The 25065-nt window shown below is 47.3% G+C and carries 26 protein-coding genes, 2 tRNA genes and 1 pseudogene; 22 read left to right on the top strand and 7 right to left on the bottom strand.

Features of this window, described 5'->3' with window-relative positions; genetic code table 11:
• Positions 1 to 259 precede the first annotated feature (259 nt).
• Positions 260 to 841, top strand: coding sequence for a D-sedoheptulose 7-phosphate isomerase (gene lpcA / locus EX31_RS21020; protein ID WP_037036516.1), 582 nt, complete (start codon positions 260 to 262; stop codon positions 839 to 841).
• Positions 842 to 867: 26 nt separating this feature from the next.
• The gene (locus EX31_RS21015; protein WP_015696178.1) at positions 868 to 1635 is read left to right on the top strand and encodes a class II glutamine amidotransferase; all 768 of its coding nucleotides are present in this window, start codon (positions 868 to 870) and stop codon (positions 1633 to 1635) included.
• Here EX31_RS21015 and dpaA read toward each other — a convergent pair.
• A complete protein-coding gene (gene dpaA / locus EX31_RS21010; RefSeq protein ID WP_013574285.1) occupies positions 1606 to 2331 on the bottom strand; it encodes a peptidoglycan meso-diaminopimelic acid protein amidase in 726 nt (241 codons plus the stop codon). The genes EX31_RS21015 and dpaA overlap by 30 nt on opposite strands.
• A gap of 283 nt (positions 2332 to 2614) precedes the next feature.
• On the opposite strand from dpaA, the gene dinB reads away from it, so the two are divergent.
• Positions 2615 to 3673, top strand: a complete 1059-nt coding sequence (gene dinB, locus EX31_RS21005; protein WP_013574286.1) for a DNA polymerase IV — start codon at positions 2615 to 2617, stop codon at positions 3671 to 3673.
• A 134-nt stretch (positions 3674 to 3807) separates the two neighbouring features.
• On the opposite strand, the gene pepD is transcribed toward dinB, so the two are convergent.
• Positions 3808 to 5268: a beta-Ala-His dipeptidase gene (gene pepD / locus EX31_RS21000; RefSeq protein ID WP_013574287.1), complete on the bottom strand. Its 1461-nt coding sequence runs from the start codon at positions 5266 to 5268 to the stop codon at positions 3808 to 3810.
• 293 nt (positions 5269 to 5561) lie between these two features.
• Between pepD and gpt the strand changes: the two genes are divergently transcribed.
• The 5 genes from gpt to proA all read left to right on the top strand — a co-directional run bounded on the left by gpt (position 5562) and on the right by proA (position 10412).
• Positions 5562 to 6020: a xanthine phosphoribosyltransferase gene (gene gpt, locus EX31_RS20995; protein WP_013574288.1), complete on the top strand. Its 459-nt coding sequence runs from the start codon at positions 5562 to 5564 to the stop codon at positions 6018 to 6020.
• A gap of 186 nt (positions 6021 to 6206) precedes the next feature.
• Positions 6207 to 7457 (top strand): esterase FrsA, encoded by a 1251-nt coding sequence (frsA, locus tag EX31_RS20990; protein ID WP_013574289.1) that lies wholly within the window; start codon positions 6207 to 6209, stop codon positions 7455 to 7457.
• Positions 7458 to 7520: 63 nt separating this feature from the next.
• On the top strand, positions 7521 to 7922 hold the full coding sequence (gene crl, locus EX31_RS20985; RefSeq protein WP_013574290.1) for a sigma factor-binding protein Crl: 402 nt from the start codon (positions 7521 to 7523) through the stop codon (positions 7920 to 7922).
• A gap of 122 nt (positions 7923 to 8044) precedes the next feature.
• Complete coding sequence (gene proB / locus EX31_RS20980; RefSeq protein ID WP_037036513.1) at positions 8045 to 9148, top strand: glutamate 5-kinase; 1104 nt, start codon at positions 8045 to 8047, stop codon at positions 9146 to 9148.
• A gap of 10 nt (positions 9149 to 9158) precedes the next feature.
• Positions 9159 to 10412 carry a glutamate-5-semialdehyde dehydrogenase gene (gene proA, locus EX31_RS20975; protein WP_013574292.1) on the top strand — a complete coding sequence of 418 codons (1254 nt, stop codon included), beginning with the start codon at positions 9159 to 9161 and terminating at the stop codon, positions 10410 to 10412.
• A 65-nt stretch (positions 10413 to 10477) separates the two neighbouring features.
• Here proA and EX31_RS20970 read toward each other — a convergent pair whose 3' ends face one another.
• Positions 10478 to 11371 (bottom strand): LysR family transcriptional regulator, encoded by an 894-nt coding sequence (locus EX31_RS20970; RefSeq protein ID WP_037036511.1) that lies wholly within the window; start codon positions 11369 to 11371, stop codon positions 10478 to 10480.
• Between the two features lie 129 nt (positions 11372 to 11500).
• Between EX31_RS20970 and EX31_RS20965 the strand changes: the two genes are divergently transcribed.
• The 9 genes from EX31_RS20965 to EX31_RS20925 all read left to right on the top strand — a co-directional run bounded on the left by EX31_RS20965 (position 11501) and on the right by EX31_RS20925 (position 16951).
• A complete protein-coding gene (locus EX31_RS20965) occupies positions 11501 to 12379 on the top strand; it encodes an MBL fold metallo-hydrolase (RefSeq protein WP_013574294.1) in 879 nt (292 codons plus the stop codon).
• A 13-nt stretch (positions 12380 to 12392) separates the two neighbouring features.
• Positions 12393 to 13370 carry an alpha/beta hydrolase gene (locus tag EX31_RS20960; RefSeq protein ID WP_037036509.1) on the top strand — a complete coding sequence of 326 codons (978 nt, stop codon included), beginning with the start codon at positions 12393 to 12395 and terminating at the stop codon, positions 13368 to 13370.
• 123 nt (positions 13371 to 13493) lie between these two features.
• Positions 13494 to 13569, top strand: a tRNA-Thr gene (locus EX31_RS20955).
• Positions 13570 to 13795: 226 nt separating this feature from the next.
• Positions 13796 to 13871, top strand: a tRNA-Thr gene (locus EX31_RS20950).
• A gap of 175 nt (positions 13872 to 14046) precedes the next feature.
• Positions 14047 to 15261: a tyrosine-type recombinase/integrase gene (locus tag EX31_RS20945; protein WP_037036507.1), complete on the top strand. Its 1215-nt coding sequence runs from the start codon at positions 14047 to 14049 to the stop codon at positions 15259 to 15261.
• 326 nt (positions 15262 to 15587) lie between these two features.
• Positions 15588 to 15791 (top strand): helix-turn-helix transcriptional regulator, encoded by a 204-nt coding sequence (locus EX31_RS20940; RefSeq protein ID WP_037036505.1) that lies wholly within the window; start codon positions 15588 to 15590, stop codon positions 15789 to 15791.
• Between the two features lie 137 nt (positions 15792 to 15928).
• Positions 15929 to 16165 (top strand): hypothetical protein, encoded by a 237-nt coding sequence (locus tag EX31_RS20935; protein ID WP_037036619.1) that lies wholly within the window; start codon positions 15929 to 15931, stop codon positions 16163 to 16165.
• Between the two features lie 75 nt (positions 16166 to 16240).
• Positions 16241 to 16531: a hypothetical protein gene (locus EX31_RS20930; protein ID WP_037036503.1), complete on the top strand. Its 291-nt coding sequence runs from the start codon at positions 16241 to 16243 to the stop codon at positions 16529 to 16531.
• 54 nt (positions 16532 to 16585) lie between these two features.
• Positions 16586 to 16951, top strand: a complete 366-nt coding sequence (locus tag EX31_RS20925; RefSeq protein WP_037036501.1) for a hypothetical protein — start codon at positions 16586 to 16588, stop codon at positions 16949 to 16951.
• A 988-nt stretch (positions 16952 to 17939) separates the two neighbouring features.
• On the opposite strand, the gene EX31_RS20920 is transcribed toward EX31_RS20925, so the two are convergent.
• A complete protein-coding gene (locus EX31_RS20920) occupies positions 17940 to 18317 on the bottom strand; it encodes a hypothetical protein (RefSeq protein WP_037036499.1) in 378 nt (125 codons plus the stop codon).
• A gap of 636 nt (positions 18318 to 18953) precedes the next feature.
• Between EX31_RS20920 and EX31_RS20915 the strand changes: the two genes are divergently transcribed.
• Together EX31_RS20915 and EX31_RS20910 are read left to right on the top strand one after the other, a co-directional pair.
• On the top strand, positions 18954 to 19508 hold the full coding sequence (locus EX31_RS20915; protein WP_037036617.1) for a membrane lipoprotein lipid attachment site-containing protein: 555 nt from the start codon (positions 18954 to 18956) through the stop codon (positions 19506 to 19508).
• A 17-nt stretch (positions 19509 to 19525) separates the two neighbouring features.
• The gene (locus EX31_RS20910; protein ID WP_037036497.1) at positions 19526 to 20182 is read left to right on the top strand and encodes a hypothetical protein; all 657 of its coding nucleotides are present in this window, start codon (positions 19526 to 19528) and stop codon (positions 20180 to 20182) included.
• 93 nt (positions 20183 to 20275) lie between these two features.
• Here EX31_RS20910 and EX31_RS25010 read toward each other — a convergent pair whose 3' ends face one another.
• Together EX31_RS25010 and mobQ are read right to left on the bottom strand one after the other, a co-directional pair.
• A complete protein-coding gene (locus EX31_RS25010; RefSeq protein ID WP_051931114.1) occupies positions 20276 to 21037 on the bottom strand; it encodes an abortive infection system antitoxin AbiGi family protein in 762 nt (253 codons plus the stop codon).
• Between the two features lie 144 nt (positions 21038 to 21181).
• Positions 21182 to 22600 (bottom strand): MobQ family relaxase, encoded by a 1419-nt coding sequence (mobQ, locus tag EX31_RS20900; RefSeq protein WP_037036495.1) that lies wholly within the window; start codon positions 22598 to 22600, stop codon positions 21182 to 21184.
• Between the two features lie 561 nt (positions 22601 to 23161).
• Between mobQ and EX31_RS20895 the strand changes: the two genes are divergently transcribed.
• The 3 genes from EX31_RS20895 to EX31_RS20885 all read left to right on the top strand — a co-directional run bounded on the left by EX31_RS20895 (position 23162) and on the right by EX31_RS20885 (position 24532).
• Entirely contained in the window at positions 23162 to 23815 is a 654-nt protein-coding gene (locus EX31_RS20895) for a hypothetical protein (protein WP_037036493.1), read from the top strand.
• A gap of 178 nt (positions 23816 to 23993) precedes the next feature.
• Positions 23994 to 24251: a hypothetical protein gene (locus tag EX31_RS20890; RefSeq protein ID WP_037036491.1), complete on the top strand. Its 258-nt coding sequence runs from the start codon at positions 23994 to 23996 to the stop codon at positions 24249 to 24251.
• Positions 24248 to 24532, top strand: coding sequence for a conjugal transfer protein TraD (locus EX31_RS20885; RefSeq protein WP_037036489.1), 285 nt, complete (start codon positions 24248 to 24250; stop codon positions 24530 to 24532). The genes EX31_RS20890 and EX31_RS20885 overlap by 4 nt, the downstream gene beginning before the upstream one ends.
• A gap of 274 nt (positions 24533 to 24806) precedes the next feature.
• Here EX31_RS20885 and EX31_RS25605 read toward each other — a convergent pair.
• A pseudogene (locus EX31_RS25605) lies at positions 24807 to 25051 on the bottom strand (integrase core domain-containing protein); the annotation flags it as partial.
• Positions 25052 to 25065 lie beyond the last annotated feature (14 nt).

Genomic DNA, 25065 nt, shown 5'->3' with positions numbered 1-25065 from the left:
CTGAGTAGTAGGAGGTCTGACCTGTTGTAGGGATATAATGGTTTTAGTTCATGCTCATTTCTTTATCAATACGTTTACATACTAATTACAACACAGCTCACAAACCGGTCGCACGAAGCGTCAAAAACAGAAACTATCGGAATCATTACCGCTTCATGGCTTCTCGCTGTTTCGGCTTTCCGTTAAACTGCACAGCGGAACGTTTTATTGCTATCGGCCGTGCTGAAACCGGCTGCAAATGGACATAAAAGAGGCTGCTATGTACCAGGATATTATCCGTACTGAACTGAACGAAGCTGCTGAAACGCTGAATAAATTCATCAGCGATCCGGCAAATATTGAGTCTATTCAACGTGCAGCGGTGCTGCTGGCCGATTCATTCAAAGCGGGTGGGAAAGTGATTTCCTGTGGTAACGGGGGTTCACACTGCGATGCCATGCATTTCGCCGAAGAACTGACAGGCCGCTATCGTGAAAACCGTCCGGGCTATCCGGCAATTGCGATTTCTGACGTCAGCCACATCTCTTGCGTCGGCAACGATTTCGGTTACGAATACATCTTTTCCCGTTATCTGGAAGCCGTAGGCCAGAAGGGCGACGTGCTGCTGGGCATTTCCACTTCCGGTAATTCCGGTAACGTGATCAAAGCCATCGAAGCCGCACGTGCTAAAGGCATGAAAGTTATCACCCTGACCGGTAAAGATGGCGGGAAAATGGACGGTTCAGCCGATGTGGAAATCCGCGTTCCGCACTTTGGTTTCGCTGACCGCGTGCAGGAAATCCACATCAAAGTCATTCATATTTTGATTCTTCTGATCGAAAAAGAGATGGCAAAGGCATAAGCCTTTTGCCGTAAAGGAGGCTGGTGATGTGCGAATTGCTCGGGATGAGCGCTAACGTTCCTACTGATATTTGTTTCAGTTTCAGTGGATTAGTGCAGCGTGGTGGCGGGACCGGCCCGCATAAAGACGGCTGGGGCATCACCTTTTATGAAGGGAATGGCTGTCGTACTTTTAAAGATCCGACGCCAAGCTTTAATTCGCCCATTGCCCGCCTTGTTCAGGAATATCCGATCAAATCCTGCGCGGTGATTTCTCATATCCGTCAGGCAAACCGTGGTGAAGTCGCGCTGGAAAATACTCATCCGTTTACCCGTGAACTGTGGGGACGCAACTGGACTTATGCGCACAACGGTCAGCTTCGTGGTTATCGTCAGCTCGATACCGGTACGCTGCGTCCGGTGGGCCAGACCGACAGCGAATACGCCTTCTGCTGGTTACTGCACAAACTCACCCAACGCTATCCGCGCCGCCCTGCAAGCTGGCCGCCAGTGTTTCGCTATATTGCGTCGCTGGCTGATGAATTACGGCAGAAAGGGGTGTTTAACATGTTGCTGTCGGATGGCAATTTCGTGATGGCGTATTGCTCGACGAATTTGCACTGGATCACGCGGCGTGCGCCTTTCGGCAAGGCAACGTTGTTGGATCAGGATGTGGAAATTGATTTTCAGCAGCAGACGACACCGGATGATGTCGTCACTGTGATTGCCACGCAGCCGCTGACGGCGAACGAAACCTGGAACAAAATTGCTCCAGGTGAATTCGCATTATTTCATCGGGGCGAACGCCAGCTGTGAAGGCAGCGGGGTATTGGACAACGGTTGTAGCACTTCATATCTACCGTCAGTGACCACGACATTTGGTGGCTGATGGTGTTTCTCAAAGTACGCATATCCCGGCTGTAACTGGTTCCAGAAACTGTAATAGCTGGAGTTTTTATGCGCCTTCATGTTGGCATCGGTCATCCTGAACGGGTAAATGCTAATCTTTAAATTGCGTTGCCCGAACTGGAATGCCGCCTGTACGTAGGTGAATATTTCGTCCATGTAGCCGTCGGTCATGGCGTAGCAACCAATAGACTTACAGTTACCGTGGATCATCAGATACTTACCTGAATAACCCTGCGAGATATCATAAGCATTGGGGAAACCGATGTTGATGGCGCGATAAAAGCGGCTGTCGGGTTTCAGGTGGTGAATATCCACGTTGTAGAAACCTTCCGGGCTTTTGAAATCGCCTTCGCGACGTTTATTTCCCAAACCGCCGGAAAAATCGCAGATGCCATAACTGCCGATCAGACGAAATTCGCCGTCGAGCTGAGCATACAATTCGAGTTTACGTTCCTGTTTGAAGATCTGGATATAAACAGGTGCACCCAGTAATTGTTTTTTTAGTGCCGCGTTGACCGGGACAGCATCGCTGGCCACGGCGTAATTTGCTGTAAATAAAGGCAAACTGAGGAGCATCGCAAGAAACAGCGCGATTCTGATCATTCTAAGTCCTGCTCGGTAATAATTTTGATTATTTTGTCTACAGTTCAACTGCCTGTAAGACCGCCACTGATTTTCTTCTTATGTACTGTCTGTCGGAAACGCTGTCATATTAATACTGATTAAATTTTTAGCAATCACCAAATAATGAATAATGACTTTAGGAATAGGAAAATTATTACGTTGCCATTAATGGTGATTAATTAAGTCAAACTAACCCTCATTTTCTATGTTGGACATCCCTGTATTCAACTGTATACTTATACAGTTATTGAGGGGGAGGGTTATGCGTAAAATCATTCATGTGGATATGGACTGCTTTTTCGCTGCGGTCGAAATGCGCGATGATCCTTCCCTGCGCGACATTCCTATTGCCATTGGCGGCAGTCGTGACCGCCGTGGTGTTATCAGCACCGCTAATTATCCTGCCCGCAAATTTGGCGTGCACAGCGCGATGCCCACCGGCATGGCACTGAAACTTTGCCCGCACCTGAAAGTGATCCCCGGCCGAATGGAGGCCTATAAAGAAGCGTCAAACCATATCCGTGAAATCTTTGCGCGTTATACGCCATTGATCGAACCGTTGTCACTTGATGAAGCTTATCTGGATGTTTCCCACGCGACGCAATGCAACGGCTCTGCAACGCTTATCGCTGCTGAAATCCGTCAGGCCATTTTCGATGAGATCAATCTGACGGCATCTGCGGGCATCGCGCCGATCAAATTTCTGGCAAAAATCGCCTCGGATCTGAACAAGCCCAACGGTCAGTTTGTGATCACGCCAGAAAAGGTCGGGGCGTTTTTACAGGATCTTCCGCTGAGTAAAATCCCCGGCGTCGGTAAAGTCACCGCTCAGCGTTTGCAGGAGCAGGGGCTGATCACCTGCGGCGATGTGCAGCGTTATGATCTGGCGAAACTGCTTAAACGCTTTGGCAAATTTGGCCGTGTGCTGTGGGAACGCTGTCAGGGTATCGATGAACGTGAAATTTCCCCCGAGCGGTTACGTAAATCGGTCGGCGTTGAACGCACACTGGCAGAAGATATCCACAGCTGGGAAGAATGCGTGTCGCTGATCGAACGTTTGTATCCTGAACTGCAAACACGTTTAAGCCGTGTCAGCCCGGATCTGCGCATCGCGAGGCAGGGTGTAAAACTCAAATTCCATGATTTCCAGCAGACCACGCAGGAACACGTCTGGCCGGTGCTGAATAAAGAAGATCTGCTGAAGGTCGCGCGTGAAGCCTGGGAACAGCGGCGTGGCGGAAGGGGAGTCAGGCTGGTGGGATTGCATGTGACGTTGCAGGATCCGCAAATAGAGCGGCAGCTTCTGCTTCCCTGGGAATAATCCCCGTCATCCTTCAAACTGTCTCTGCGTTGGCTGCCTTCGCAAACCCCGGTCACATACTTGTGTATGCTCCCGGGGATTTACTCAGTTGCCGCCTTGATACAGCCCGAATGATTTAGGGGACCGATCGAGTATTAACCGCGTTCAGGAATCGCTTTCAGCAGGGCCGTCAGCAGTTTCCAGTACAGCTCGACGCTGGCGATTTCCACCTGCTCATCCGGCGAGTGTGGCCCGGTGATGGTTGGCCCGATGGAAACCATGTCCATGTCCGGGTACGGTTTTTTGAACAGACCGCATTCCAGACCGGCGTGGATCACCATGATGTTCGGAGTTTTATTGAACAGCGTCTGGTAAGTTTCACGCACCAGCGTCATCACTGGTGAATTCGGCTCAGGTTTCCAGCCAGGATAGCTGCCTTTTGCCAGGCTTTTCGCGCCAGCCAGTTCACTCAGTGAATTGAGCATGCTGACCACATATTCTTTACCGCTGTCGATAAGCGAGCGGATCAGGCTGTTGATCGCCACTTCGTCATCTTTCATGGTGACAACACCGACGTTCAGCGAGGTTTCTACCACGCCTTTCACGTCATCACTCATGCGGATCACGCCGTTTGGCGTCGCGTTCAGCAGGGCAAGGAATTTACCCTGAGTTTCTGCGGTCAGCGCTTTAGCGTTGCTTTCAGCCGCTTCCACCACGAAGGCAATTTTCTTCTCTACCGCTGACAGTTCGAACTGAATCGTTGCCAGGAATTCTTGTGCTGCCGCTTTCAGCGCGTCTGCTTTATCAGCAGCAACAGCAAGGGTCACAATCGCTTCACGCGGGATAGCGTTACGCAGTGTGCCGCCGGTGAAGTCGAGCAGGCGCAGACCAAGAGTATCAGCGTTGTCTGCCAGGAAACGTGCCAGCAGTTTGCTGGCGTTGCCCAGACCTAAGTGGATTTCCGCGCCGGAGTGGCCACCTTTCAGGCCTTTCAGGGTCAGTTTCAGCGTGCTGAAACCGGCCGGAACCGCTTCACGGCTCAGCGGCAGTGTGGCGGTAAAATCAATCCCGCCAGCGCAACCCATGTAGATTTCGCCTTCGGTTTCAGAATCGGTGTTGATCAGAATTTCAGACTGTAACCAGTTCGGTTGCAGGCCGAATGCGCCTGCCATGCCGGTTTCTTCGGTCATGGTCAGCAACACTTCCAGCGGGCCGTGTTCTACGCTGTCATCAGCCAGAACCGCCAGCGCGGACGCCATACCGATACCGTTATCAGAACCCAGCGTGGTGCCGCGGGCTTTTACCCAACCGTCTTCGATGAAGGGCTGGATCGGATCTTTAGTGAAATCATGAACAGTATCGTTGTTTTTCTGCGGCACCATATCGAGGTGAGCCTGCAGTGCAACGGCTTTGCGGTTTTCCATGCCTTTGGTGGCGGGTTTGCGCAGCAAAATGTTGCCAACTTCATCACGCTCAGCGTGGATACCTTTTTCCTGTGCCCATTCAACGATGTGTTTTGCCAGCGCTTCTTCATGATAGGAAGGGTGCGGAATTGAACAAATTTTGGCAAAAATATCCCACAACGGTTGTGGCGAAAGCTGAGACAGTTCAGACACTATAAGTCTCCTGTGACAGTCAGCTCATTCAGGCTCCGTTTGCAGGGGAACTGACTGAGATGCTGTAGGTTTAAGGTTAAGTAATCCCCGCCAGACTGTGTGGCGAGTGGCCTGACAGAATATCACTTAATCTTAACCTGTGCGCGGGGACGGGGAGAAATTCCGGGATTTTTGGGCGGCTGAAGCCAGATAATCGCTGGTTTTTGTGAACCGGACTCACTATAATCTCGCGCAACCTTTTTTCCCCCCATTATTTTTTTAGAAGCCGTTAATTCACTGGCTGGGACACCTTTATGAGCGAAAAATACGTTGTAACCTGGGACATGCTGCAAATCCACGCGCGCACTATGGCTAAACGCCTGCTGCCGGCAGAACAATGGAAAGGCATTATTGCAGTCAGCCGTGGTGGCCTGGTTCCGGCAGCGTTGCTGGCTCGCGAGCTGTGCATCCGTCATGTGGATACCGTATGTATCTCCAGCTACGACCATGATAATCAGCGCGAAATGCAGGTGCTGAAACGCGCAGAAGGCGACGGTGAAGGCTTCATCGTGATCGACGATCTGGTGGATACCGGCGGCACCGCGAAAGCCATCCGCGAAATGTACCCGAAAGCGCATTTCATCACTATCTTCGCGAAACCGGCTGGCGCACCGCTGGTTGATGACTATGTGATCGACATCCCGCAGAACACCTGGATCGAACAGCCGTGGGATATGGGCGTGGTATTCGTGCCACCTCTGGTAGGAAAATAATCCTCCACTGTTAATATTCCTCTAATTTAACGCCTGGCTTATTGCCGGGCGTTTTGCTTTTATTGCCTTGAAATCCTTTCCGCTTGACCTCACCCCTCACTTGTCGCAACGTGGGCGGGTTATAATCCCGTCCAGAAATGATCGCCTGCGGGCGACCTGCTGCTTGCTAACGGAGGATCTTGCATCATGGCTCCAGCCAATCTTACGGAAAAACTGTTTAAACCTTCCTTCAAATACCCGGAAACATCAACGCTGGTTCATCGCGTTCATCACCATAATACGCACCCGCCGATGCATTCTGCGCTGGAAGGCGACACGGTTCATTGCTGGTACCGCACGATTAACCGTCTGATGTGGATGTGGCGCGGGGTTGATCCGCTGGAAGTGGAAGAAGTGCTGTCGCGCATTGCTGTCTCCCAGGCGGAGCACAGCGATCCGTTGTTGCTCGATACCGTGATTGGTTACCGCAATGGCAACTGGATCTACGAATGGTCAAATCAGGCGATGTACTGGCAGCAAAAAGCCGCCGAAGAGAAAGATGCGGATGTGGCGAGCGAATACTGGCTGAAAGCCGCCAACCTTTACAGCATCGCCGGTTATCCGCATCTGAAAGGCGATACGCTGGCGGAACAGGCGCAAGCGCTGGCCAATAAAGCCTTTGAAAAATCCTCGGAACATTCGCCTTACGAACTGAAAGAGCTGGAATTTAAGATCCCCGGCGGTGCGCCGATCACCGGTTTCCTGCACCTGCCAGCCGAAGGGAAAGCACCGTTCCCGACGGTGCTGGTGTGTGGCGGTCTCGATACCTTACAGAGCGACCATCAGCGCCTGTTCCGTTCATATCTCGCGCCGATGGGCATCGCGATGCTGACCATCGACATGCCGTCGATCGGTTTTTCATCGAAGTGGAAACTGACCCAGGACACCAGCTTCCTGCATCAGCAGGTGCTGATGCAGCTTTCGGATGTGCCCTGGGTCGATGCCAGCCGCGTCAGTTTGCTCGGTTACCGTTTTGGTGCGAACGTCGCCGTGCGTCTGGCGTATCTCGAACCGCGCCGCGTGCGGGCAGTGGCCACGCTGGGTGCGCTGGTGCATACGCTGCTGAGCGACCCGAAATGTCAGGAGCAGGTGCCGGACATGTATATAGATGTGCTGGCGAGCCGCATCGGCATGTCGAGCGCGTCCGACTCGGCGCTGAAAACCGAACTTAATCGTTATTCTCTGAAAACGCAGGGGTTGCTCGGACGCAGAACGCCGACGCCCATCCTGGCCGCATACTGGGAGAACGATATATTCAGTCCGAAGAGCGAAGCTAAGCTGATTGCGGATTCTTCCGCTGACGGCAAGCTTTTGACCATCCGCAGCGAGCCGCTTTACGCGCATTTTGACAGCGCTTTACATGAGATTTGTGGGTGGTTGCAAAAGCATATGCGTTAACTTAATAGTTGCTAATTCCTAACGTTTTGCTAAAAAGGATCGTCTTTCAATGGAGGTTGTACTATGACGTTACCAAGCGGTCATCCTAAAAGCAGGCTAATGAAACGTTTCGGTACACTGGGACCGTACATCAGAGAAGGGAAATGCGAGAACGACCGCTTTTTCTTTGACTGTTTAGCTGTCTGTGTGAACGTGAAGCCTGCGCCGGAAAAGCGTGAATTCTGGGGCTGGTGGATTGAATTGCAGGCTGAAGCCGAACGTTTTACCTATGTTTATCATTTCGGATTGTTTGATAAAGACGGCATCTGGAAAGTGCAAAACATTAAAGATGCTGAAGTGCGAGAGAAGCTTGAGACGACATTGAAAGGGTTCCACAAAAACCTGAATGCCATGATCGAAGAAATGTCCCTCAAACTGGAACCTGCTGATGATTTCAGCGAAGAACCTGTGAAGCTCTCCGCCTGACTTTCTGTACTACCCATTCCCATCATGAATGCTGCTATTATAGCGTTATGCCGTTTGGCATAACGCTTCTCTGCTGTTACAAAGACAAAGAAGCCCTTCTTTTTCACACTAATGGAACGATTATGAGTGGTAGTCAGACACTGGTTGTAAAACTGGGCACCAGCGTGCTCACTGGCGGCTCGCGCCGCCTCAACCGTGCTCACATTGTTGAGCTTGTCCGCCAGTGCGCGCAGCAACATGCGGCAGGGCACCGGATTGTGATTGTCACGTCGGGCGCGATTGCTGCCGGGCGTGAACATCTTGGCTACCCCGAACTCCCCGCCACCATTGCTTCCAAACAACTGCTGGCTGCCGTCGGGCAAAGTCGTTTGATCCAGCTGTGGGAGCAATTGTTCTCGATTTATGGCATCCACATTGGTCAGATGCTGCTGACGCGTGCCGACATGGAAGACCGCGAGCGGTTCCTGAATGCCCGCGACACCATGCACGCGCTGCTCGATAACCATATCGTGCCGGTCATTAATGAAAACGATGCGGTCGCCACCGCTGAAATTAAAGTCGGCGATAACGACAATCTTTCCGCACTGGCCGCTATTCTGGCGGGTGCCGATAAATTGCTGTTGCTGACCGATCAGCGTGGTCTGTTTACCGCAGATCCGCGGACCAATCCTGAAGCTGAATTGATCCGCGAAGTCATGACCATTGATGACGAACTGCGCGGTGTGGCGGGCGACAGCGTCTCCGGTCTCGGTACCGGCGGCATGGCCACCAAACTGCAGGCGGCAGATGTCGCGTGCCGGGCGGGCGTCGATACCATTATTGCTGCGGGCAGCCTGCCGGGCGTGATTGGCGATGTGATTAACGGCGTTTCCGTCGGCACACGTTTTCACGCGATGGAGACACCGCTGGAAAATCGTAAGCGCTGGATCTTCGGCGCACCGCCAGCCGGTGAAATCACCATCGACGACGGCGCGGTTTCCGCCATGATGGAGCGCGGCAGCTCGCTGCTGCCAAAAGGGATCCGCGAAGTGAAAGGCGATTTCTCGCGTGGCGAAGTGATCCGCATCCGCAACCTGAACGGACGCGACCTCGCGCACGGTGTCAGCCGCTATAACAGCGATGCGATGCGCATGATTGCCGGTCATCACTCTCAGCAGATCAGTGAAATTCTCGGTTACGAATACGGCCCGGTTGCCGTTCACCGTGACGACATGATTGTCAGTTAAGGAGCCACAGATGCTTAACGAGATGGGCAAGGCCGCGAAAGCCGCGTCCTGGCAGCTTTCCACCCTCAGCACCGCGCAGAAAAATCGTGCGCTGATGCTGATGGCCGACATGCTTGAGGCCAACAGCCAGAGCATTATTCTTGCTAACGAACTCGACATGGCTGCTGCCCGCGAAAGCGGCATGAGCGAGGCATTACTGGACCGCCTGCTGCTGACCCCCGCGCGCCTTTCGGCGATTGCCAGCGACGTGCGTGATGTCTGCCGTCTGAGCGATCCGGTCGGGCAGGTGATTGATGGTTCACAGCAGGACAGCGGTTTGCGTCTCGAGCGCCGCCGTGTACCGCTCGGCGTGATCGGCGTGATTTATGAAGCGCGCCCGAACGTCACTATCGATGTCGCCAGCCTGTGCCTGAAAACCGGCAATGCCGTTATCCTGCGCGGCGGTAAAGAAACGCACCACACCAATCAGGCGACGGTTAACGTCATTCAGATGGCGCTGGAGGAATGCGGACTGCCTAAAGCCGCGGTTCAGGCCATCGACAGCCCCGATCGTGCACTGGTGGCGGAACTGCTGCGTCTGGATAAATACGTCGATATGCTGATCCCACGTGGTGGCGCGGCGCTGCACAAATTGTGCCGCGAACAATCCACCATCCCGGTGATCACCGGCGGTATCGGCGTTTGCCATACGTTTGTGGATGAAAGCGTCGATTTCGACAAAGCGCTGACCGTGCTGGAAAGCGCGAAAGTGCAGCGCCCGAGCGCCTGTAACAGCCTGGAAACCGTGCTGGTGCATCAGGCGATTGCCGCCCGCTTCCTGCCGGAACTGAGCGACAAAATGCACCGCGCAGGCGTTACGTTACACGCCAGCGAATCTGCGATGCCGTATCTGCAAAACGGCCCGGCGAAAGTGCTGGCGGTGACCGAAGAAGATTATTCGGATGAATGGCTGTCGCTGGATCTGAACGTGACGGTAGTGGCCGATCTGGACGCCGCCGTGGCGCATATCCGCACCTACGGCACCGAGCATTCCGATGCGATCCTTACCCGTTCCATCAGCAGCGCGGACAGGTTCGTGCGTGAAGTAGATTCCTCTGCGGTTTACGTCAACGCCAGCACCCGTTTCACCGACGGCGGACAATTCGGTTTAGGCGCAGAAGTGGCGGTCAGCACACAAAAACTGCACGCCCGCGGCCCGATGGGATTAGAAGCCCTGACGACCTACAAATGGATTGGTTACGGCGACGATTTAGTCCGTCCGTAACTGACTGGCACCGGTGGATTCAGCATGATGAAACCGGTGCGATCGCTTATCCCTGCTGAACACCATCATTCCTGAAACAACGCCCTGACCCATTCGATAAAATACCGCACCTTTGACGGCAAATGCCTGTTCTCCGGCCAGGCAATATGCACCGGCACCTGTTCATCCGCCCATTCAGGAAACAGCGGCACCAGCGCGCCGTTATCCAGCGCTTCCTGTGCCAGAAAGCGATACGTCGTCAGCACGCCAAGCCCCGCTATGGCACCTGTCAGCGCTGCGGTGGAATCATTAACTGAGAACTGCCAGCGCCCGCGAACGGTGACACACTGCTGATCCTTAAACACCTGATGTTCAAATACCCGTCCGGTTTGTGGCGAGGCGATCTGCACCAGCGTATGGTCGCGGATAAGATCCTGCGGATGTTCAGGCACGCCGTGTTTTTGCAGATACGCCGGTGCGGCACAGGTGATCATCGGTAAAACCCCAAGCGACCGGGCGATCAGCGCATCGTTATGCAGCTCACCGATACGGATCACACAATCGATGTTTTGCGCAATCAGATCGGCGGTGCGGTTACCGACGCTCACCTCAACCTGAACGTCGGGATAATGCATCAGGAAGCCGGGCAGGGCGGGGATCACCCGCCGATAAGCAATCGCATTCGGCATCTCGACGCGGATTTTGCCACGCGGAGCCTGCGTTGCCGCCTGCACATTGCTGTCGAGAATCTCCATCTGATCAAGCAGCCGTATTGCTCCGTGATAATAGGCTTCGCCCTGTTCCGTCATGCTTAAACGGCGCGACGTCCTGTGCAGCAGCTTCACGCCCAGTTCGCTTTCCAGCGCCTGCATCTGCCGCGTTACCGTGGATTTCGGTAAATCCATCAGTTCTGCCGCACGGCTGAATGACCCTGAATCCACCACCTGCACGAACGTGCGCATATTTTCCAGCTTATCCATTCCGGCCCTTTCATTTTTTATCGTTGCAATATCAGCAATCCTGCATTCGGGATTGCCACCTTGTTCGCCCGTGCTGAAACAGGGAGGATGACCCCACACCACAAGGTTGTCACCAGATAAGGTCATAAAATGAGTGTGCCAGAAACTTACCCGATCGGCAGCGCCAGAATCACTAAGATCCCCGAGATGACATTGCAAGATCCCGGATCGTCGCTTTTTCCGCAATGGAATGCTGATGCTATTCAGGATGCCGCGAAAACATTACCGGCAGATTTTTTTGGCGCAGATGCCTCAGAACTGATGCTCAGCACCCACAGCTGGCTGGTGCAGACCGGCACGCAGACGGTGCTGATTGATACCGCATCCGGCAACGATAAATTGCGTCCACTGAACCTGTTGTTCAATCAGCTGAAGACGGGCTGGCTGGATAACCTGCGGGCAACGGGCGTCGAACCGGAAGATGTTGATGTGGTACTGCTGTCACATCTGCACGTTGATCATGTCGGCTGGAATACGCGGCTGGAGAATGGCCGCTGGGTGCCGACTTTCCCGAACGCGCGTTATCTGTTTTCTGAAGCCGAATACCAGTTTTACGCCGATCCGAACAACGTCCGGGATCCGAGCGACGGCATCTTTGCCGACAGCGTTGAGCCGGTCGTGGCGGCCGGTCTCGATCAGCGAATACATGCTGATGACGCCACGGCCATTCCGGGTTTCGCTATCATCCGCACGCCAGGCCACAGCCATGATCATTTCTCTTTCGCCTTTACCTCTGAAGGAGAAACGGCCTTTTTCTGGGGCGATGTGATGCACCATCCGCTTCAGCTCGCGCGCCCTGACTGGGATTCGGTGTTCTGCGAAGAACCGGCACAGGCGACAGCCTCACGCCATAAGGCAATTGAGTTTGCCCTGAGCCATCAGGCCACCGTTTTCACCACCCATTTCGCCGGTTCCTCTGCGGGCAAAATCCGTCAGGATGCCCGTGGCCTGAGCTGGCAGCCACTCTGAGAAGGAAAACCCGATGAGCAATTCCGATATTTTCAGCGAAAGTTTTTTGATCCCGTCTGATACCGACGGCATCCGGTTGCATCTTTTGCACAAGCACCGCAAAGGGGAGCAAAAATTCAGCGAAGCCAGCACCATCGTCATGATGCACGGCGCGACTTATTCCTCCGGCAGCCTGTTTGACACGCCGCTGGAAGGCGCCTCTTTTGCCGATGCACTCGCCCGCGCCGGTTTTGATGTGTACGCCGTCGATGTACGCGGTTATGGCGGCTCGACCCGTCCGGTGGAAATGCTTCAGGCCGCCACCCTCAACGCACCTGCGGTGAGAACGGATGTCGCCGTGCGCGATTTCAGCAGCGCCGTCAATTTTGTGCTCAGAACGAACGGGTTTTCACAGGTTAACGTGATCGGGATGTCGTGGGGCGGCAGCGTCACCGGTACGTACACCACGCAGAACGGCCATAAAGTCAGGCGATTAGGGCTGATTGCCCCGCAATGGGTGAGCGACAAACCGCTGCCGCTCGACCCCGGTGGCGAACTGAACGCGTGGCGCATCGTCAATGCCGGTGCGGCGCGTGAACGCTGGATTAGCGGAGCGCCACAGTGCAAGCGGGGAGGGCTGATCCCTGAAGGGGGATTTGAGGCATGGCTGGATAAAACCGTCAGCGACGAGCCGGATGACGCACTTCGGGCACAGCAATCAATCCGCGCCAGCAACGGTCCGATTCAGGATATCCGCGATTACTGGGCGGCGGGAAAACCGTTTTACGATCCGGCCGATATCGGCGTGCCGCTGATGTTAATCCACGGCGAATGGGATATTGATGTGCCCGTCGAACTGGCACAGGCATGGTTCCTGCGCGCCACCGGCTCACCGGATAAACGCTGGCTGGAAATCGGTGAAGCCACGCACATGATGGTGCTGGAGAAAAACCGCTATCAGATTTACAACGCCCTGATCAGTTTCTTCCGTGAACCACTGGTGAAAGGTTAAGCAGTCAGTTCATCAAAGTGCGTGTGCTGATGAGAAAAGCAGCATACGCACCGCCGGGGGCTTGACGGACGTCGGAGATTTGAATAGTTTATGCCCCGTAGTTCCCCGGTAACACTTCAAAATGCCGACTTAGCTCAGTAGGTAGAGCAACTGACTTGTAATCAGTAGGTCACCAGTTCGATTCCGGTAGTCGGCACCATTTATCTTCTCGCACTCCCTGATTTTCAATCTTTTAACTTCTCCCTTTAGTTCCGTTTCTGCGCCTGCTCCCCGTTCGCCCAAACGCTTTTGCCGTATCAGAACCGGCGTTATATCCATATTGTGCGCAGGGTGATTAAGAACTCACCAAACATCCCGATCGGCGCTTGACGGACATCAGCGGTTTGCATAATTTGTTACCCCTAGCCCCGGCACCTTTCAAAAAAGCCGATATAGCTCAGTTGGTAGAGCAGCGCATTCGTAATGCGAAGGTCGTAGGTTCGACTCCTATTATCGGCACCATCCTACCTATTTTAACGTCTCCTTAAGTCTACTCAAACACCCTTTAAATCCTTATAATACGCGGTTTCACGGCCCTTATTGTCTCTGCTCGTCTACTCACGTTCACAGAAATCTACGGTGAGTTGGGGGTATCAATGGGGGTATTCGCTGTTCGGTCTAAAGGAGATACCCCCAGATGAAACTCAATGCCAGACAGGTCGAGACTGCCAAGCCCAAAGATAAACCTTACAAGATGGCTGATGGTGGTGGCCTCTACTTATTGGTTAAAACCAATGGGTCACGCTACTGGCGTTTAAAGTATCGTATTGACGGAAAGGAAAAGTTATTGGCGCTGGGGGTATATCCCGATGTGTCCTTAGCTGATGCCAGAGCAAAACGTGATGAAGCTCGAAAGGGTATCGCTGGGGGTATCGATCCTTTAGAGGTGAAAAAAGAACAAAAAGTTGAGCGTGAAGCGCAGGTCAAAAACACCTTTCAAGAAATTGCGCTCGAATGGCACAACATGAAAGTGAAAAAATGGTCTGCGGGGTATGCCTCTGACATTCTTGAAGCTTTCAACAAAGACGTCTTCCCGTTCATTGGTCAACGTCCTGTTGCAGACATCAAGCCGTTGGAATTGCTGAACGTGCTGAAAAAGATGGAAGACAGGGGAGCAACCGAAAAAGCCAAGAAAGTTCGTCAACGCTGCGGCGAAGTGTTTCGCTACGCCATCGTGACAGGCAGAGCCGAGTATAATCCTGCGCCAGATCTCACCAGTGCCATGCAAGGGCATGAGTCCACACATTACCCGTTTCTTACCACTGAAGAGCTTCCCGCCTTCTTTAAAGCCCTTGCTGGCTACTCTGGTAGTGAACTGATGGTGCTGGCAGCGAGATTGCTGATCATTACTGGCCTGAGAACAGGTGAATTGCGCGGTGCGTTATGGTCAGAAATCGATACCAAGAAAGCGTTATGGGAAATTTCTGCTGAACGCATGAAAATGCGCCGTCCCCATATCATCCCGCTATCTACTCAAGCCTTAACCATCATCGAACAGATTAGAGCGATGACGGGGCAATTTCCTTTACTGTTTCCGGGACGCAATGATCCAAGTAAGACCATGAGCGAAGCCAGTATCAATCAGGTATTTAAACGAATTGGCTATACAGGCCGGGTTACGGGTCACGGCTTCCGTCATACCATGAGCACCGTTCTTCATGAACAGGGCTACAACACCGCATGGATTGAAACTCAACTGGCGCATGTGGATAAGAATGCTATCCGTGGCACCTACAACCATGCGCAATATCTCGATGGCAGACGTGAGATGCTGCAATGGTATGCCGACTATATGGATAGCCTTGAGAACGGAAGCAATGTGACGCAGGGAGCGTTTAATCGGCGTGGGTAAGGATAACTGCTGATGAAAGAAGGGCTATGTCTTAACGGGCATAGCCCTTTTTCTTGGATAAAGCAGATAAGAATTAAGTCAGAATTTAAACTGGTGCGGATTAACTAATTGATTAATATACAAATTGAAAAATACCTTGAAACAGGAAAATAAATAGCACTTTTTGCCGAATAGCTCTACACCCCGCCCAGTGACAGCTCTCCCGCCATTTCATCCGTTTTTGTTTAAAAAACATTCAATTCAGATTCAATTCTGATTTTTCGAGGGTTGAACGTCATAAGCGATCTGCAGCTACTACATTCATCAAAACAACAACGGAGAAATATATGACAACAAGAAGACTTATTCGCCTGCCGGAAGTGATGAATAAAACAGGATATAGCAAAGCATGGATTTATCGACTTATTAGCAGGGGCGTATTCCCAGAACCGATAAAGATTGGCATAAGAGCCAGAGCTTTTGTTGAAAGTGAAATCGATGAATGGATTGAAAACATTATTCAGTTTTCACGTAAACACGCTGATTCATGAAAAATACACTATTAATACGATGAGGAGGGTTTTATGTAAGAAGTTAAATAACACACTTTATTAATCACATCCCTACACTGAAAAGCATAATGCATTTTTATGCAGGGAATCTTATTACCAAAAAAAGGATAAACAAAATGAATGACAATGTATCAATATTAGTAAGTATGGTATGTGAAAAAACACCTAAAACACTTAGCGTGATCCAAGAAAGCTTCAATGTATTTGTTGCGCTGAGTGGTTATTCCATCGAGGAGATCATGAAGGATAAAAGCTTGTTAGACGCTTTAAACAGGCATGTGAATAATGATTTAGTTGACGAGATGGAGTTAGAGTATGGCTCTGTAATCATAAATCTAGTTTATAAAAAGTAGTTTCCTTATTTACCCCCTGTTCGGGGGTTAAAATAAAATGAATTCCAAATAATCATATAAAAGTGAGGTTTAATTATGTCTAAAAAAAATGGTGTTGAAAATAAATCTACAGAGTTGTTCCTTGATCTTGCTATGAGATCGTTTGAAGCAAGTTGGGAGTTTTTTCAGGAAGTGAATGGAGAGAGTATCGAGCTGCTTGATGATCCTGATTTTATGAGTCTATTCATTATGTATATTATTGATCATATCCAGAATAACTTTGAGAGATTCACAACCCAAGAAGGGAATAGTGGTGATATTGATGAAGTTAACGTTGAGCAAGTTGCGGAAATGTTGGTGAGGTATTCGGATGGTTTTAGAAAGTAAGTTTTAATATTGCCCCGCAAGGGGCTAACAATCAACCTAACAAAAGGATTCAATATGAAAGAGATTGTATTAAATGAAAAGAATGAAACGGCAGTATGTCTTATCGCAAAAGTATTACAGGGATATTGTGAAACGATTTATAACATATTTGAAAGAAAACATGAAACAGCAATCAATATTTTATTAGGGCAAATGCATTCAGAGATACTTTATGACATTCTGATTGCGCATGAAGTTGAAGTGTGTAGAGCAGATAAGAAATATAAAGGCGTGCCTGACATTAACCTTGATGATTTAAAACAAGAGATTATGTATTGGCACCAAGAGCATATCATTGCGCTTGTATTAAAAAACATAAAACAGGATGAAAATGAAGATCCTATTTATTGGAAACTTAAAATGACAGTAAACCGACATTGAGTAATGAATATATTCCCTCGCAGAGAGGGAAATAATCTAGATGAGAAAACTACGAGGTTAAAAATGATTGATGAATTCCATGTTATGTTTATGTATAGAAAAATCCAATCTAATACTTTCTTATATTAAAGAGCTTAGGAGACGATAATATTGTCACACTACGCCTGCTATTTTAAAATAATGCTAAATATTTTTGACTTTCTCTTGACGAATAATATATATCGGTTAAATAGAATAAAGATACAAAAAAAGTCAGACTATGATGTCTGACTTTCTAAGGACTAAAAAAGTTTTGCCGACTTTTGAAGTCTTGTAATCGAGTTAAGCGAGAACTGATTACAAATATAAATAAACCATTACCCAATCAACTTATATTTGTCAAATCTAAATCGCAACTTTTTACAAACTTCAAATACCATTTCTAAAAGCTTCAGAGTCCTCGAAAGCAATCAAATTAACAGCCTTTGTATCAGGTCTGCATATGTGGAGTCATTGAGCGCGAGCCGCTTACAGGAGTTGTCCGTATGTTTGTTGATTGTAGGTATAGAAGGGGAAGCGACGAAATACCAACTCGAAGCGAAGCTCTAAACAGATAAATGAAGTTGTAATGGAATGGCTATGAGAAAGCCCTACCTTTGCTTAACCGCATAAATAGGGGACAACAATACATTTTATCTGCATGGGAGAATCTGGGAGTGTCGTAGGGTGTCCTGTGTTGGAAACGATCCAGAACTCTAAGCCAGATCAACTTGGGTGAAGTCATATATTTTCATTTTGGTTCTCGCCAATCCTGATAGATTTTTGACTTTTACGTCAGAAATTTCAGGAGGTGAAACCTTGGGTGAAGTCCCCTCTCGGGGGGCACACGCAAGGTAAACTCATTTATAATAAGTTATGCCATAAAGTAATAAAATAAGTAGGTGCCATTTTAAAGGCACCAATAAATTAAAAGTAAAACTAGAGAAAAAATATACTTGGCTGTTATTTGTTAATCCAACAATCCCTTCGAAAACTTACTCGCCGTCTGGCTGAAATTATATCGGTCAACAACATTTCCCTTGAACCAGATCTCAAGGGAGTTCATATGCGCTGTGTTGCTGTTCTTCAGCAGTGCCAGACCGGGGATATAGTTCGAGATCTGGCTCTCGCCTGACATGCTGGAGTAGGACCACATTTCCTGTCCATCATTGGTGGCTCGTGTTTGTGGTTCCCCGAATGCGTTAATAACATCTTGCTGGGTAGTTTTCCCTTTAACTATTTTGGTTTTTACGGTTTGTTGCGATTCGTCTTTGAGGGATTTGTTGCCATAGGTGGTGCAAGCGGTAAGAGGCAGGATCACCAACGCAGCGATAAACAGTTTTCTCATGTTAACTCCATATAAACAGTAAACGTAAAAATAGGCGTAAAGAGGCCGGGACCAGCGTTGTGTTGCTGCTGTCCATTGAAATAGGTCATGTTAATTAGTGGTGAAGAAAGCCGCTTATCATAAGCCTGTGAGTCTTTTTATCTAATCAGCTAGCGGCATCCTTCACTGTTGTTTTCCCTGATGTTGCATTAATAAAGGCCAAGAAAGGGCCATAGGGCAGTGCTGGCTGTTGGTCATAGGGTTTGACGTTCTATCCCTACAAACCAGCGAATAAACGGTCCAGTGAGCCTTCTGTTCACTTTATCCAGTAACGATTCATCTAGCAAGAAAATGATCGGTATCTCAGATCGATAAATTGATATTGATAGTTTATAACGATTGATAACGTTTTTTCGATCGGTATGTTAATTGATTTAATCGATCGATATATATTTAATGATAGTTAATATCTATCATTGTTTTGATTTTGATCGTTACAAACGATATGACGGCCCACAAAAATAATTGAATCCTATCAATTGGTTAATCAGGTGGTTTTGCTGCGTTATGCCAGTAAGAACAAGCTTTAACGACTACAGGTGCGCAGCAGACTACCTCTACATAACAGCATTTTTGATTATCAGGATGGATAGGAAGATGAAGAAGATTTTGCTCGTTGCTGGTGCCGCTCTTGTTCTGGCGGGATGTGGTGAGAAAGGCGACTTTGAGAAGGCTATAAACGCGAAAATTTCAAAGTCGAAGGTGTGCTACTCACTGCAGGACAACAACATTGTATTTAATAAAGGTTTTCCTATCCGGGTTAACAGTGGCTATCGTTCTGCTGGATACAGTGCCAGTGATGAAATCTTAAAAGGTCTGGCTGATCAGGGACTGCTTGATGTTTCTCAACAAGCTAATGGTTTCAGTAGTGTCGTTGTTCTGGAAGTAACAGACAAAGGCCAACAAGTTGAGTTTTGGGACAAAAAAGACGGTGCCTGTGTTGGTCATCGTGTTGTTGCTGAGATCACCAGTTGGACTGAACCGAGTGGTGGCGCTGGCGCTAAAATCACGCAAGTGACCTATACGTGGAAGCTCAATGGCGTTCCGGGCTGGGTGGACAAGAAAGCCTTTTCTGGCGTCAAGGGGATGGCTGAACCAGAAGAAGCCAAAATTGTTCTGGTGAAAACCAATAACGGCTGGGCCGCTCGGTAATTACAGGAAAAGACGCTATGAACACTATCTGTTGGGTGATTTTCATGGGGCTGCTGATGAACATACCATCATTGGCACCGGTGCTGTTTATCGGTAATAGACAAAAACAGGTGAAGGTATCGATGGCTGTCAGGCTTTACCTGCTTAACACTTTCTTGGTGCTGTCGCTGGTGACGCTGTCGCAAAACATTACGCAAAAATACGGGCTGTTTCCTGTATGGCTGGTGTTAGTTGCTATCGCGCTGTTTGTGGTCATGCTGGTGCCAACCGTGAGATTCATACGTAAGCATTTAACCGTCGGGAAAAGTCGGGCTGTTATCCTGTCATCATTCTTGATTGTCTACGCGATCAGATTTCACGGCGTGTTTTCAGTTGGGAATGGTAGTGAATATACGCTTAACGGATTCAATGTGGTGTGGACATTTTTCTTCTTGTTTGCCTGCCTGCTGGCTTATCTCGGTTGTGCTGGAAGTAAAACATACTCCGGTTCTTCTGCGTCGTCATCTACACCACAATCCGATTATTTTAAACCTACTAAAGAATATGAAACACAATCTCAAATTGATTACGATATTGCTGTGAAGGGGCGGAGTGTGCTGTCTGATCCTAATCTGAGTATTGTTGAGCAACAGCGCTATAGAGATAGTATTGAAAAAAGATATACCGATAATTGATCATTCAATTCTGGTGTTTTTTCGGTTTTTATGTATTCATTGCGGTGTGCTTTCATTGTCCCGTTAAAAACACACCGCAAGTGATTCAATCGTTCATAAATCCTCGCTTATGTGGTTCGAAAAAAATATTTTACTTACGAGTTCATCATTTATTAAATATTCCCTTTTTCTTAACCTTTTGATAAAAGGATTTAATTGACTTTTATCTTTCAAAATAATGTATCGTATGTCATCGATTCCAAATTCGAGATGAATATGTTCTACTTTATCATTGTATTCTTGCTTAGATATTGAATCTTTTATGTTGTTCAGAAGAGCTATTGGGATAATTCCTTTTTCATTTATTGAAGGGACGTAGCGCCATTCCATTTCATCTGCAAAACAATACTCAACGGTCTTTTTGTTATTTCTTCTTAATGGACCGGTATGATTTTTCATATAACGTAATATATTTACAAGCGAGATGTAGTTCTTCATTTTAGTGAAGGTTTCAACAGTTTGTTCATTTTTATCAATTCCTTTTATTATGATTCTTAATTGTTCATCCAATAATTCGAAAGTATCGGAGTTTTTACTCATATATAGGACTGGATTTAGATTGTTTTTCGCTGCCCACTCCTGCGTTAGACCGATACCATAGCAACCATATTTTTTAGTATGTTCTGATAGCAGAGAGAGTCTTATATTACAGAATGACACCATTGGTATTCCAAAGTATCGAATCAATCCCTTTCTGCCGTATATGCGTTCTCTCGCATAAGATGGTTTGAAGAAGCCATCAATAAGTATTGACTCTAGTGCATGTATTTTTTTTGTAAAGTGAAGGAATGTTTTTGGATATAGACTTTTTCCCATTATCATGCTTTCCTGATTGTTAATTATTGTCGATGTATAAACATTGTGATATGGATTGTTAATTCGTATATTTTATAAAAATATACGTATGTTTATGATGAAAAGTCAATATGATCCAAAATCATGTTCGAAAAATAATTTGAATCAGCCTCTATCAAACCGAGATGGTTTTAGCTTTGGTAAGGCATTTTTATTGTCCGTACGAAGAGTTGGTGTGTGGTTAAAATCTGCATCAGGTACTTCGTCTTTGGTTGCGCGACTTGGAAAACGCCTGATCTCATCTGGTGTTGGACTATAAGTGTCACTGTTGAATCTGGTACGCCTTTCGTGCTCAACTCGTGAAACATAGATGCCTTGAACCTCATCAAAGACATAGTTTTCGGTAATACGTTTATCGTGGTCAGCATCAACGGAAACAAGAGCGGGTTTCTTCTTGGCCCAGACGAATTTCTCCCTTATATATTCAACCACCAGTAGGGTGAAACGCTTAAACAAACCACTCTGACGAGGTTTAACCTGCTTTCTGTTACTTTTAACAGGAGCGCGTTTGATCGTTCTGGCAGTTGAAGAGGGGGTTTTCAATTTAGTGCGTGTATGAGGCGCAGGGGCAACCAGAACAGGATGTTGTTCTTCGGATGATGCCGACTGCGAACCTGTTTCAGAGAACTCCGTTCGAGGTTGCATTTCAGGCAATACGATTTCAACAGGCTCAGGCATATCTGATACGGTGAAGCTTCTAAGGTCAACAACGATCTGCAGATCTAAATCTTTGAAGGTGTTGTATGTGGCCTGAGCTTCTTGTTTCATCTCATCACGAACAGCCTGTTCAGCAGCACGTTTATCTTGAACGCTTTTGCTGTTCCACTTGGCACGATGAACACGTTGCATTGGCGGACGGCTGGTTAACGTTGCTTTGGCAAGCCATAACGCTTTTTCTTCAGCATCCAATGTAATAGCGGCGTTTTCGAGTGCTTCGGCGTGTTGAGCATCAATAGAGCGATGATCAATACGTTCATTACTGCCAGCAGCAGTAAGATAGCGATTGGCAATCACTGACCATGATTCACGCCAAAGGATTACGTTTTTCTTGTCGTTCCAGCTTCTTTCTTTTTTGCCAAAGCCATCAGCGGTGATTGGCTTTAATGTCAACAACACATGCGCATGGGGATTTTCACCATTGAGATCATGAAAAGCAATATCAGCAATCATTTCCTTATCAACGAAATTTTTCTGGCAGTATTCAGCTACTAATTTTATCTTGTCTTCATTGCTCAGTTCACAGGGAATAGCTATATCAAAATAACGGGCTGTTTGACCGTCTTTCTGACGCTCAACTCTTTCAACTTCATTCCACAGGGTGGTTGAGCTTTCGACAATATAAGAAGGAGTAGAATCAGGGGATAATATCTGATGATGGAATAAATCTGTCCTGTGGCTGAAATCATATGTGTTTCCAGTTCGAACATCTGTTATTCTGCAACGCGCATGGTAGGCAGCCTTCCTACAGGAAGACATGCCCTCAGAACGTTTCACAATTTTAAACTCCAGATGAAAAATCGCCATTTAACAAATACCCTCAAATATCGCTATGCTGCTGTTAGTTTTTCGCAAGAAAAACTCTATGTATTGACCTTGGTTTTTCTTTTAGCCTGCGGCAGGCAACCGTCGGTAGACCCCACACGCTCACGAAGTGAGTGTATAAGTGGGCATTGTTTTTTCTAACAATGTAAAACCCTCTACTTAATTAATACGAAATATATGAATGCCTGTAAAACAAAATGCCGAATTAAGCGGCGCAATCTTGATGAAAGGGCGAAGTATTCCGCAATATTACATAGATGGGTTTTATGTAATGTCCGAATGACAATGGTGGTTTTAACTTACCCCGCCGTAAGGTAGGGGTAAGTTAAAACAGAGACATAGTAGCATTTATCGGTATTTTTCTCTGTTGCACAACTCTCTGGTTACGATGTAAAATTAAGATGGAGACGCGACAGGTGAAATAAAAAAACACTAATAAACAAAATAAGTAACGCAGCGAGTATTAGATAAAAAATTAGTAATGGCTGTTCTGGTGTGTTGTTGTATTTACTTTGAATAATATTAATGTAAGGTGATTTTAAAGTGAATTTCTTTAAACGAGATGATGGTGTTTTAGATGTAATTACAAAAGCAATTACTGTTGTTAGTTTTATTTTTGGTATCTGGATCTATTTTCACACAATACACCCTGTATTTCAAAAAGAGTCGGAATTGCAAGATTTAAGGAAAGAGAAAGTAAATATTCAAACTGACAATGAAAGACTGGGCAAGGAAACTGCAAAAATAAAAAATGATTTGCACATTCAAACAGAAAAAATCAAAGATCTAAATGAGAGGGCGGGTAATTTATCATTAGAAATTGAATCTAAAAACTCTGAGTTGGCATCTATAAATGAGAAGTTAGAAACAGCACATAGTGAGGCTGTTTTGAGTAAGTTGAATTTGATAATGGATAAAATAATTTCTGCATATTTAATTTCTATTGCACAAGGTAAAAATAAAGAGTTCAATGTTATTGAATATTCTCATGGCTTAATAGAAATTCATGATCGAGCTAGGAAATTAAATATATACGATAAAGAGGCATACTCTTATTTTGTTAAGTATCTTGATGAAAATAAAAGTAGAAAGTTTATAACGGATGAGGAAATATTTTCTTATGCTATCATGATTCCATATCATTATAAGATGAATAAGCATCTAGTTAATACTAAAGGAATCGAAAAACATAAATAATGCTCAGCAAAGAACGATAATTTGAACCGATGCTAACATGACTCTAGCCCCCCTTGGGGGCTATTACGTTTACGGGTTTTTAACTAGGTTTATTTCTTGGAAAATCAATTCCCTTTTGTATTGATAATTATTTTAATTGTGTTAATTGAATTATACATTAAAAGTATTAGGAGGTTTAATGTATAAAAATAACGATGAAGCCATTGATTGGGAAGCCAAGCGACTTCTTGATGATGGTATCTATACCGATACAGAACAAGCCTATTTAGAAGCCGAAAAAATAGTAATCAATATACGGGAACAAGCAAAACAGCGACAGATTAAACAACAGTTCAAGATAAAAATAAAATCAATCAAGAAAAAAATTGGACAAGGTTATGATTATGCTGATGTCCCGTATGCCAACAAGAGAAAACATTGGGGAGAAGATAAATGACAACAAAAACAATCAAACAACAAATTGCTTCGGCACAGGAACGTCTATACTTCTTGGAAGCTAAAAAGAAACAACAAACAAAAAAAGAAAACACACGTAAGAAAATTATTTTCGGTGCAGAGGTTGCCAAAGTCTTAGAATGTGATATTAGTTATGTAGATAAAGAATTAGTCTTTGGGGTTTTGCTTAATATACCCAATCTTCATGAGAGTGATGTTGATGCCTACAAAGCACAAGGCCAAGCCTATATCGAAAGTGTTTTAAATAAATCCAAGTCCTAATCATGTTTCTCACGTCCGAACGGTGAACCGGCCTAAAACTCGCTTTTAGGTCGGTGAACTGTTGAGCAAGCCCCAGAGGGCGCGGTAGTCAATTTTCGGTATGCTTTCGATACCTGAGATGAAGCAATGGATAAGGACAGCCCTGACTGTCAAATTTGGAGTGTCCAATCTGGTCAAAACCAATGCGCGTGTATTAGCTCAGGCCTAATCTGACAGTTGCCGGTTATTTATACAGGAATCTGTCAGATTACATCTGGGTTAAATTTTTCTTGACTCAGATGAGTGTCCCATCAAGTAACGTTTCCATTGGCGTTCGCCTACAGCACATTTTTACCTGATGGGTGCTTTCATTATTATAGTGAGCCAGCCATTCATCAAAATCCGACTGTAATGTGCCGAGATCTCCGTACAATTTTTGCGGAAGGTCACCTGATAAAACTCCTGCAATATCGTTCGGTGGAACTGCTCGCAGATACTATTTTTATGCGGTGACATGGCTCAGGTTTTCGTATGTTCAATTTAGTCAGCATTGA

The sequence above is a fragment of the Rahnella sp. WP5 genome, from assembly GCF_000745615.1.
GTDB classification, from domain to species: Bacteria; Pseudomonadota; Gammaproteobacteria; order Enterobacterales; family Enterobacteriaceae; genus Rahnella; species Rahnella aceris.
Note: the sequence above shows the minus strand (reverse complement) of the source record. Positions and strands in the feature narration are given on the sequence as shown.

Coding starts and splice junctions, on each gene's coding strand:
- lpcA (WP_037036516.1), top strand. CDS start 260: ATGTACCAGGATATTATCCGTACTGAACTGAACGAAGCTGCTGAAACG.
- EX31_RS21015 (WP_015696178.1), top strand. CDS start 868: ATGTGCGAATTGCTCGGGATGAGCGCTAACGTTCCTACTGATATTTGT.
- dpaA (WP_013574285.1), bottom strand. CDS start 2,331: ATGATCAGAATCGCGCTGTTTCTTGCGATGCTCCTCAGTTTGCCTTTA.
- dinB (WP_013574286.1), top strand. CDS start 2,615: ATGCGTAAAATCATTCATGTGGATATGGACTGCTTTTTCGCTGCGGTC.
- gpt (WP_013574288.1), top strand. CDS start 5,562: ATGAGCGAAAAATACGTTGTAACCTGGGACATGCTGCAAATCCACGCG.
- frsA (WP_013574289.1), top strand. CDS start 6,207: ATGGCTCCAGCCAATCTTACGGAAAAACTGTTTAAACCTTCCTTCAAA.
- crl (WP_013574290.1), top strand. CDS start 7,521: ATGACGTTACCAAGCGGTCATCCTAAAAGCAGGCTAATGAAACGTTTC.
- proB (WP_037036513.1), top strand. CDS start 8,045: ATGAGTGGTAGTCAGACACTGGTTGTAAAACTGGGCACCAGCGTGCTC.
- proA (WP_013574292.1), top strand. CDS start 9,159: ATGCTTAACGAGATGGGCAAGGCCGCGAAAGCCGCGTCCTGGCAGCTT.
- EX31_RS20970 (WP_037036511.1), bottom strand. CDS start 11,371: ATGGATAAGCTGGAAAATATGCGCACGTTCGTGCAGGTGGTGGATTCA.
- EX31_RS20965 (WP_013574294.1), top strand. CDS start 11,501: ATGAGTGTGCCAGAAACTTACCCGATCGGCAGCGCCAGAATCACTAAG.
- EX31_RS20960 (WP_037036509.1), top strand. CDS start 12,393: ATGAGCAATTCCGATATTTTCAGCGAAAGTTTTTTGATCCCGTCTGAT.
- EX31_RS20945 (WP_037036507.1), top strand. CDS start 14,047: ATGAAACTCAATGCCAGACAGGTCGAGACTGCCAAGCCCAAAGATAAA.
- EX31_RS20940 (WP_037036505.1), top strand. CDS start 15,588: ATGACAACAAGAAGACTTATTCGCCTGCCGGAAGTGATGAATAAAACA.
- EX31_RS20935 (WP_037036619.1), top strand. CDS start 15,929: ATGAATGACAATGTATCAATATTAGTAAGTATGGTATGTGAAAAAACA.
- EX31_RS20930 (WP_037036503.1), top strand. CDS start 16,241: ATGTCTAAAAAAAATGGTGTTGAAAATAAATCTACAGAGTTGTTCCTT.
- EX31_RS20925 (WP_037036501.1), top strand. CDS start 16,586: ATGAAAGAGATTGTATTAAATGAAAAGAATGAAACGGCAGTATGTCTT.
- EX31_RS20920 (WP_037036499.1), bottom strand. CDS start 18,317: ATGAGAAAACTGTTTATCGCTGCGTTGGTGATCCTGCCTCTTACCGCT.
- EX31_RS20915 (WP_037036617.1), top strand. CDS start 18,954: ATGAAGAAGATTTTGCTCGTTGCTGGTGCCGCTCTTGTTCTGGCGGGA.
- EX31_RS20910 (WP_037036497.1), top strand. CDS start 19,526: ATGAACACTATCTGTTGGGTGATTTTCATGGGGCTGCTGATGAACATA.
- EX31_RS25010 (WP_051931114.1), bottom strand. CDS start 21,037: ATGGGAAAAAGTCTATATCCAAAAACATTCCTTCACTTTACAAAAAAA.
- mobQ (WP_037036495.1), bottom strand. CDS start 22,600: ATGGCGATTTTTCATCTGGAGTTTAAAATTGTGAAACGTTCTGAGGGC.
- EX31_RS20890 (WP_037036491.1), top strand. CDS start 23,994: ATGTATAAAAATAACGATGAAGCCATTGATTGGGAAGCCAAGCGACTT.
- EX31_RS20885 (WP_037036489.1), top strand. CDS start 24,248: ATGACAACAAAAACAATCAAACAACAAATTGCTTCGGCACAGGAACGT.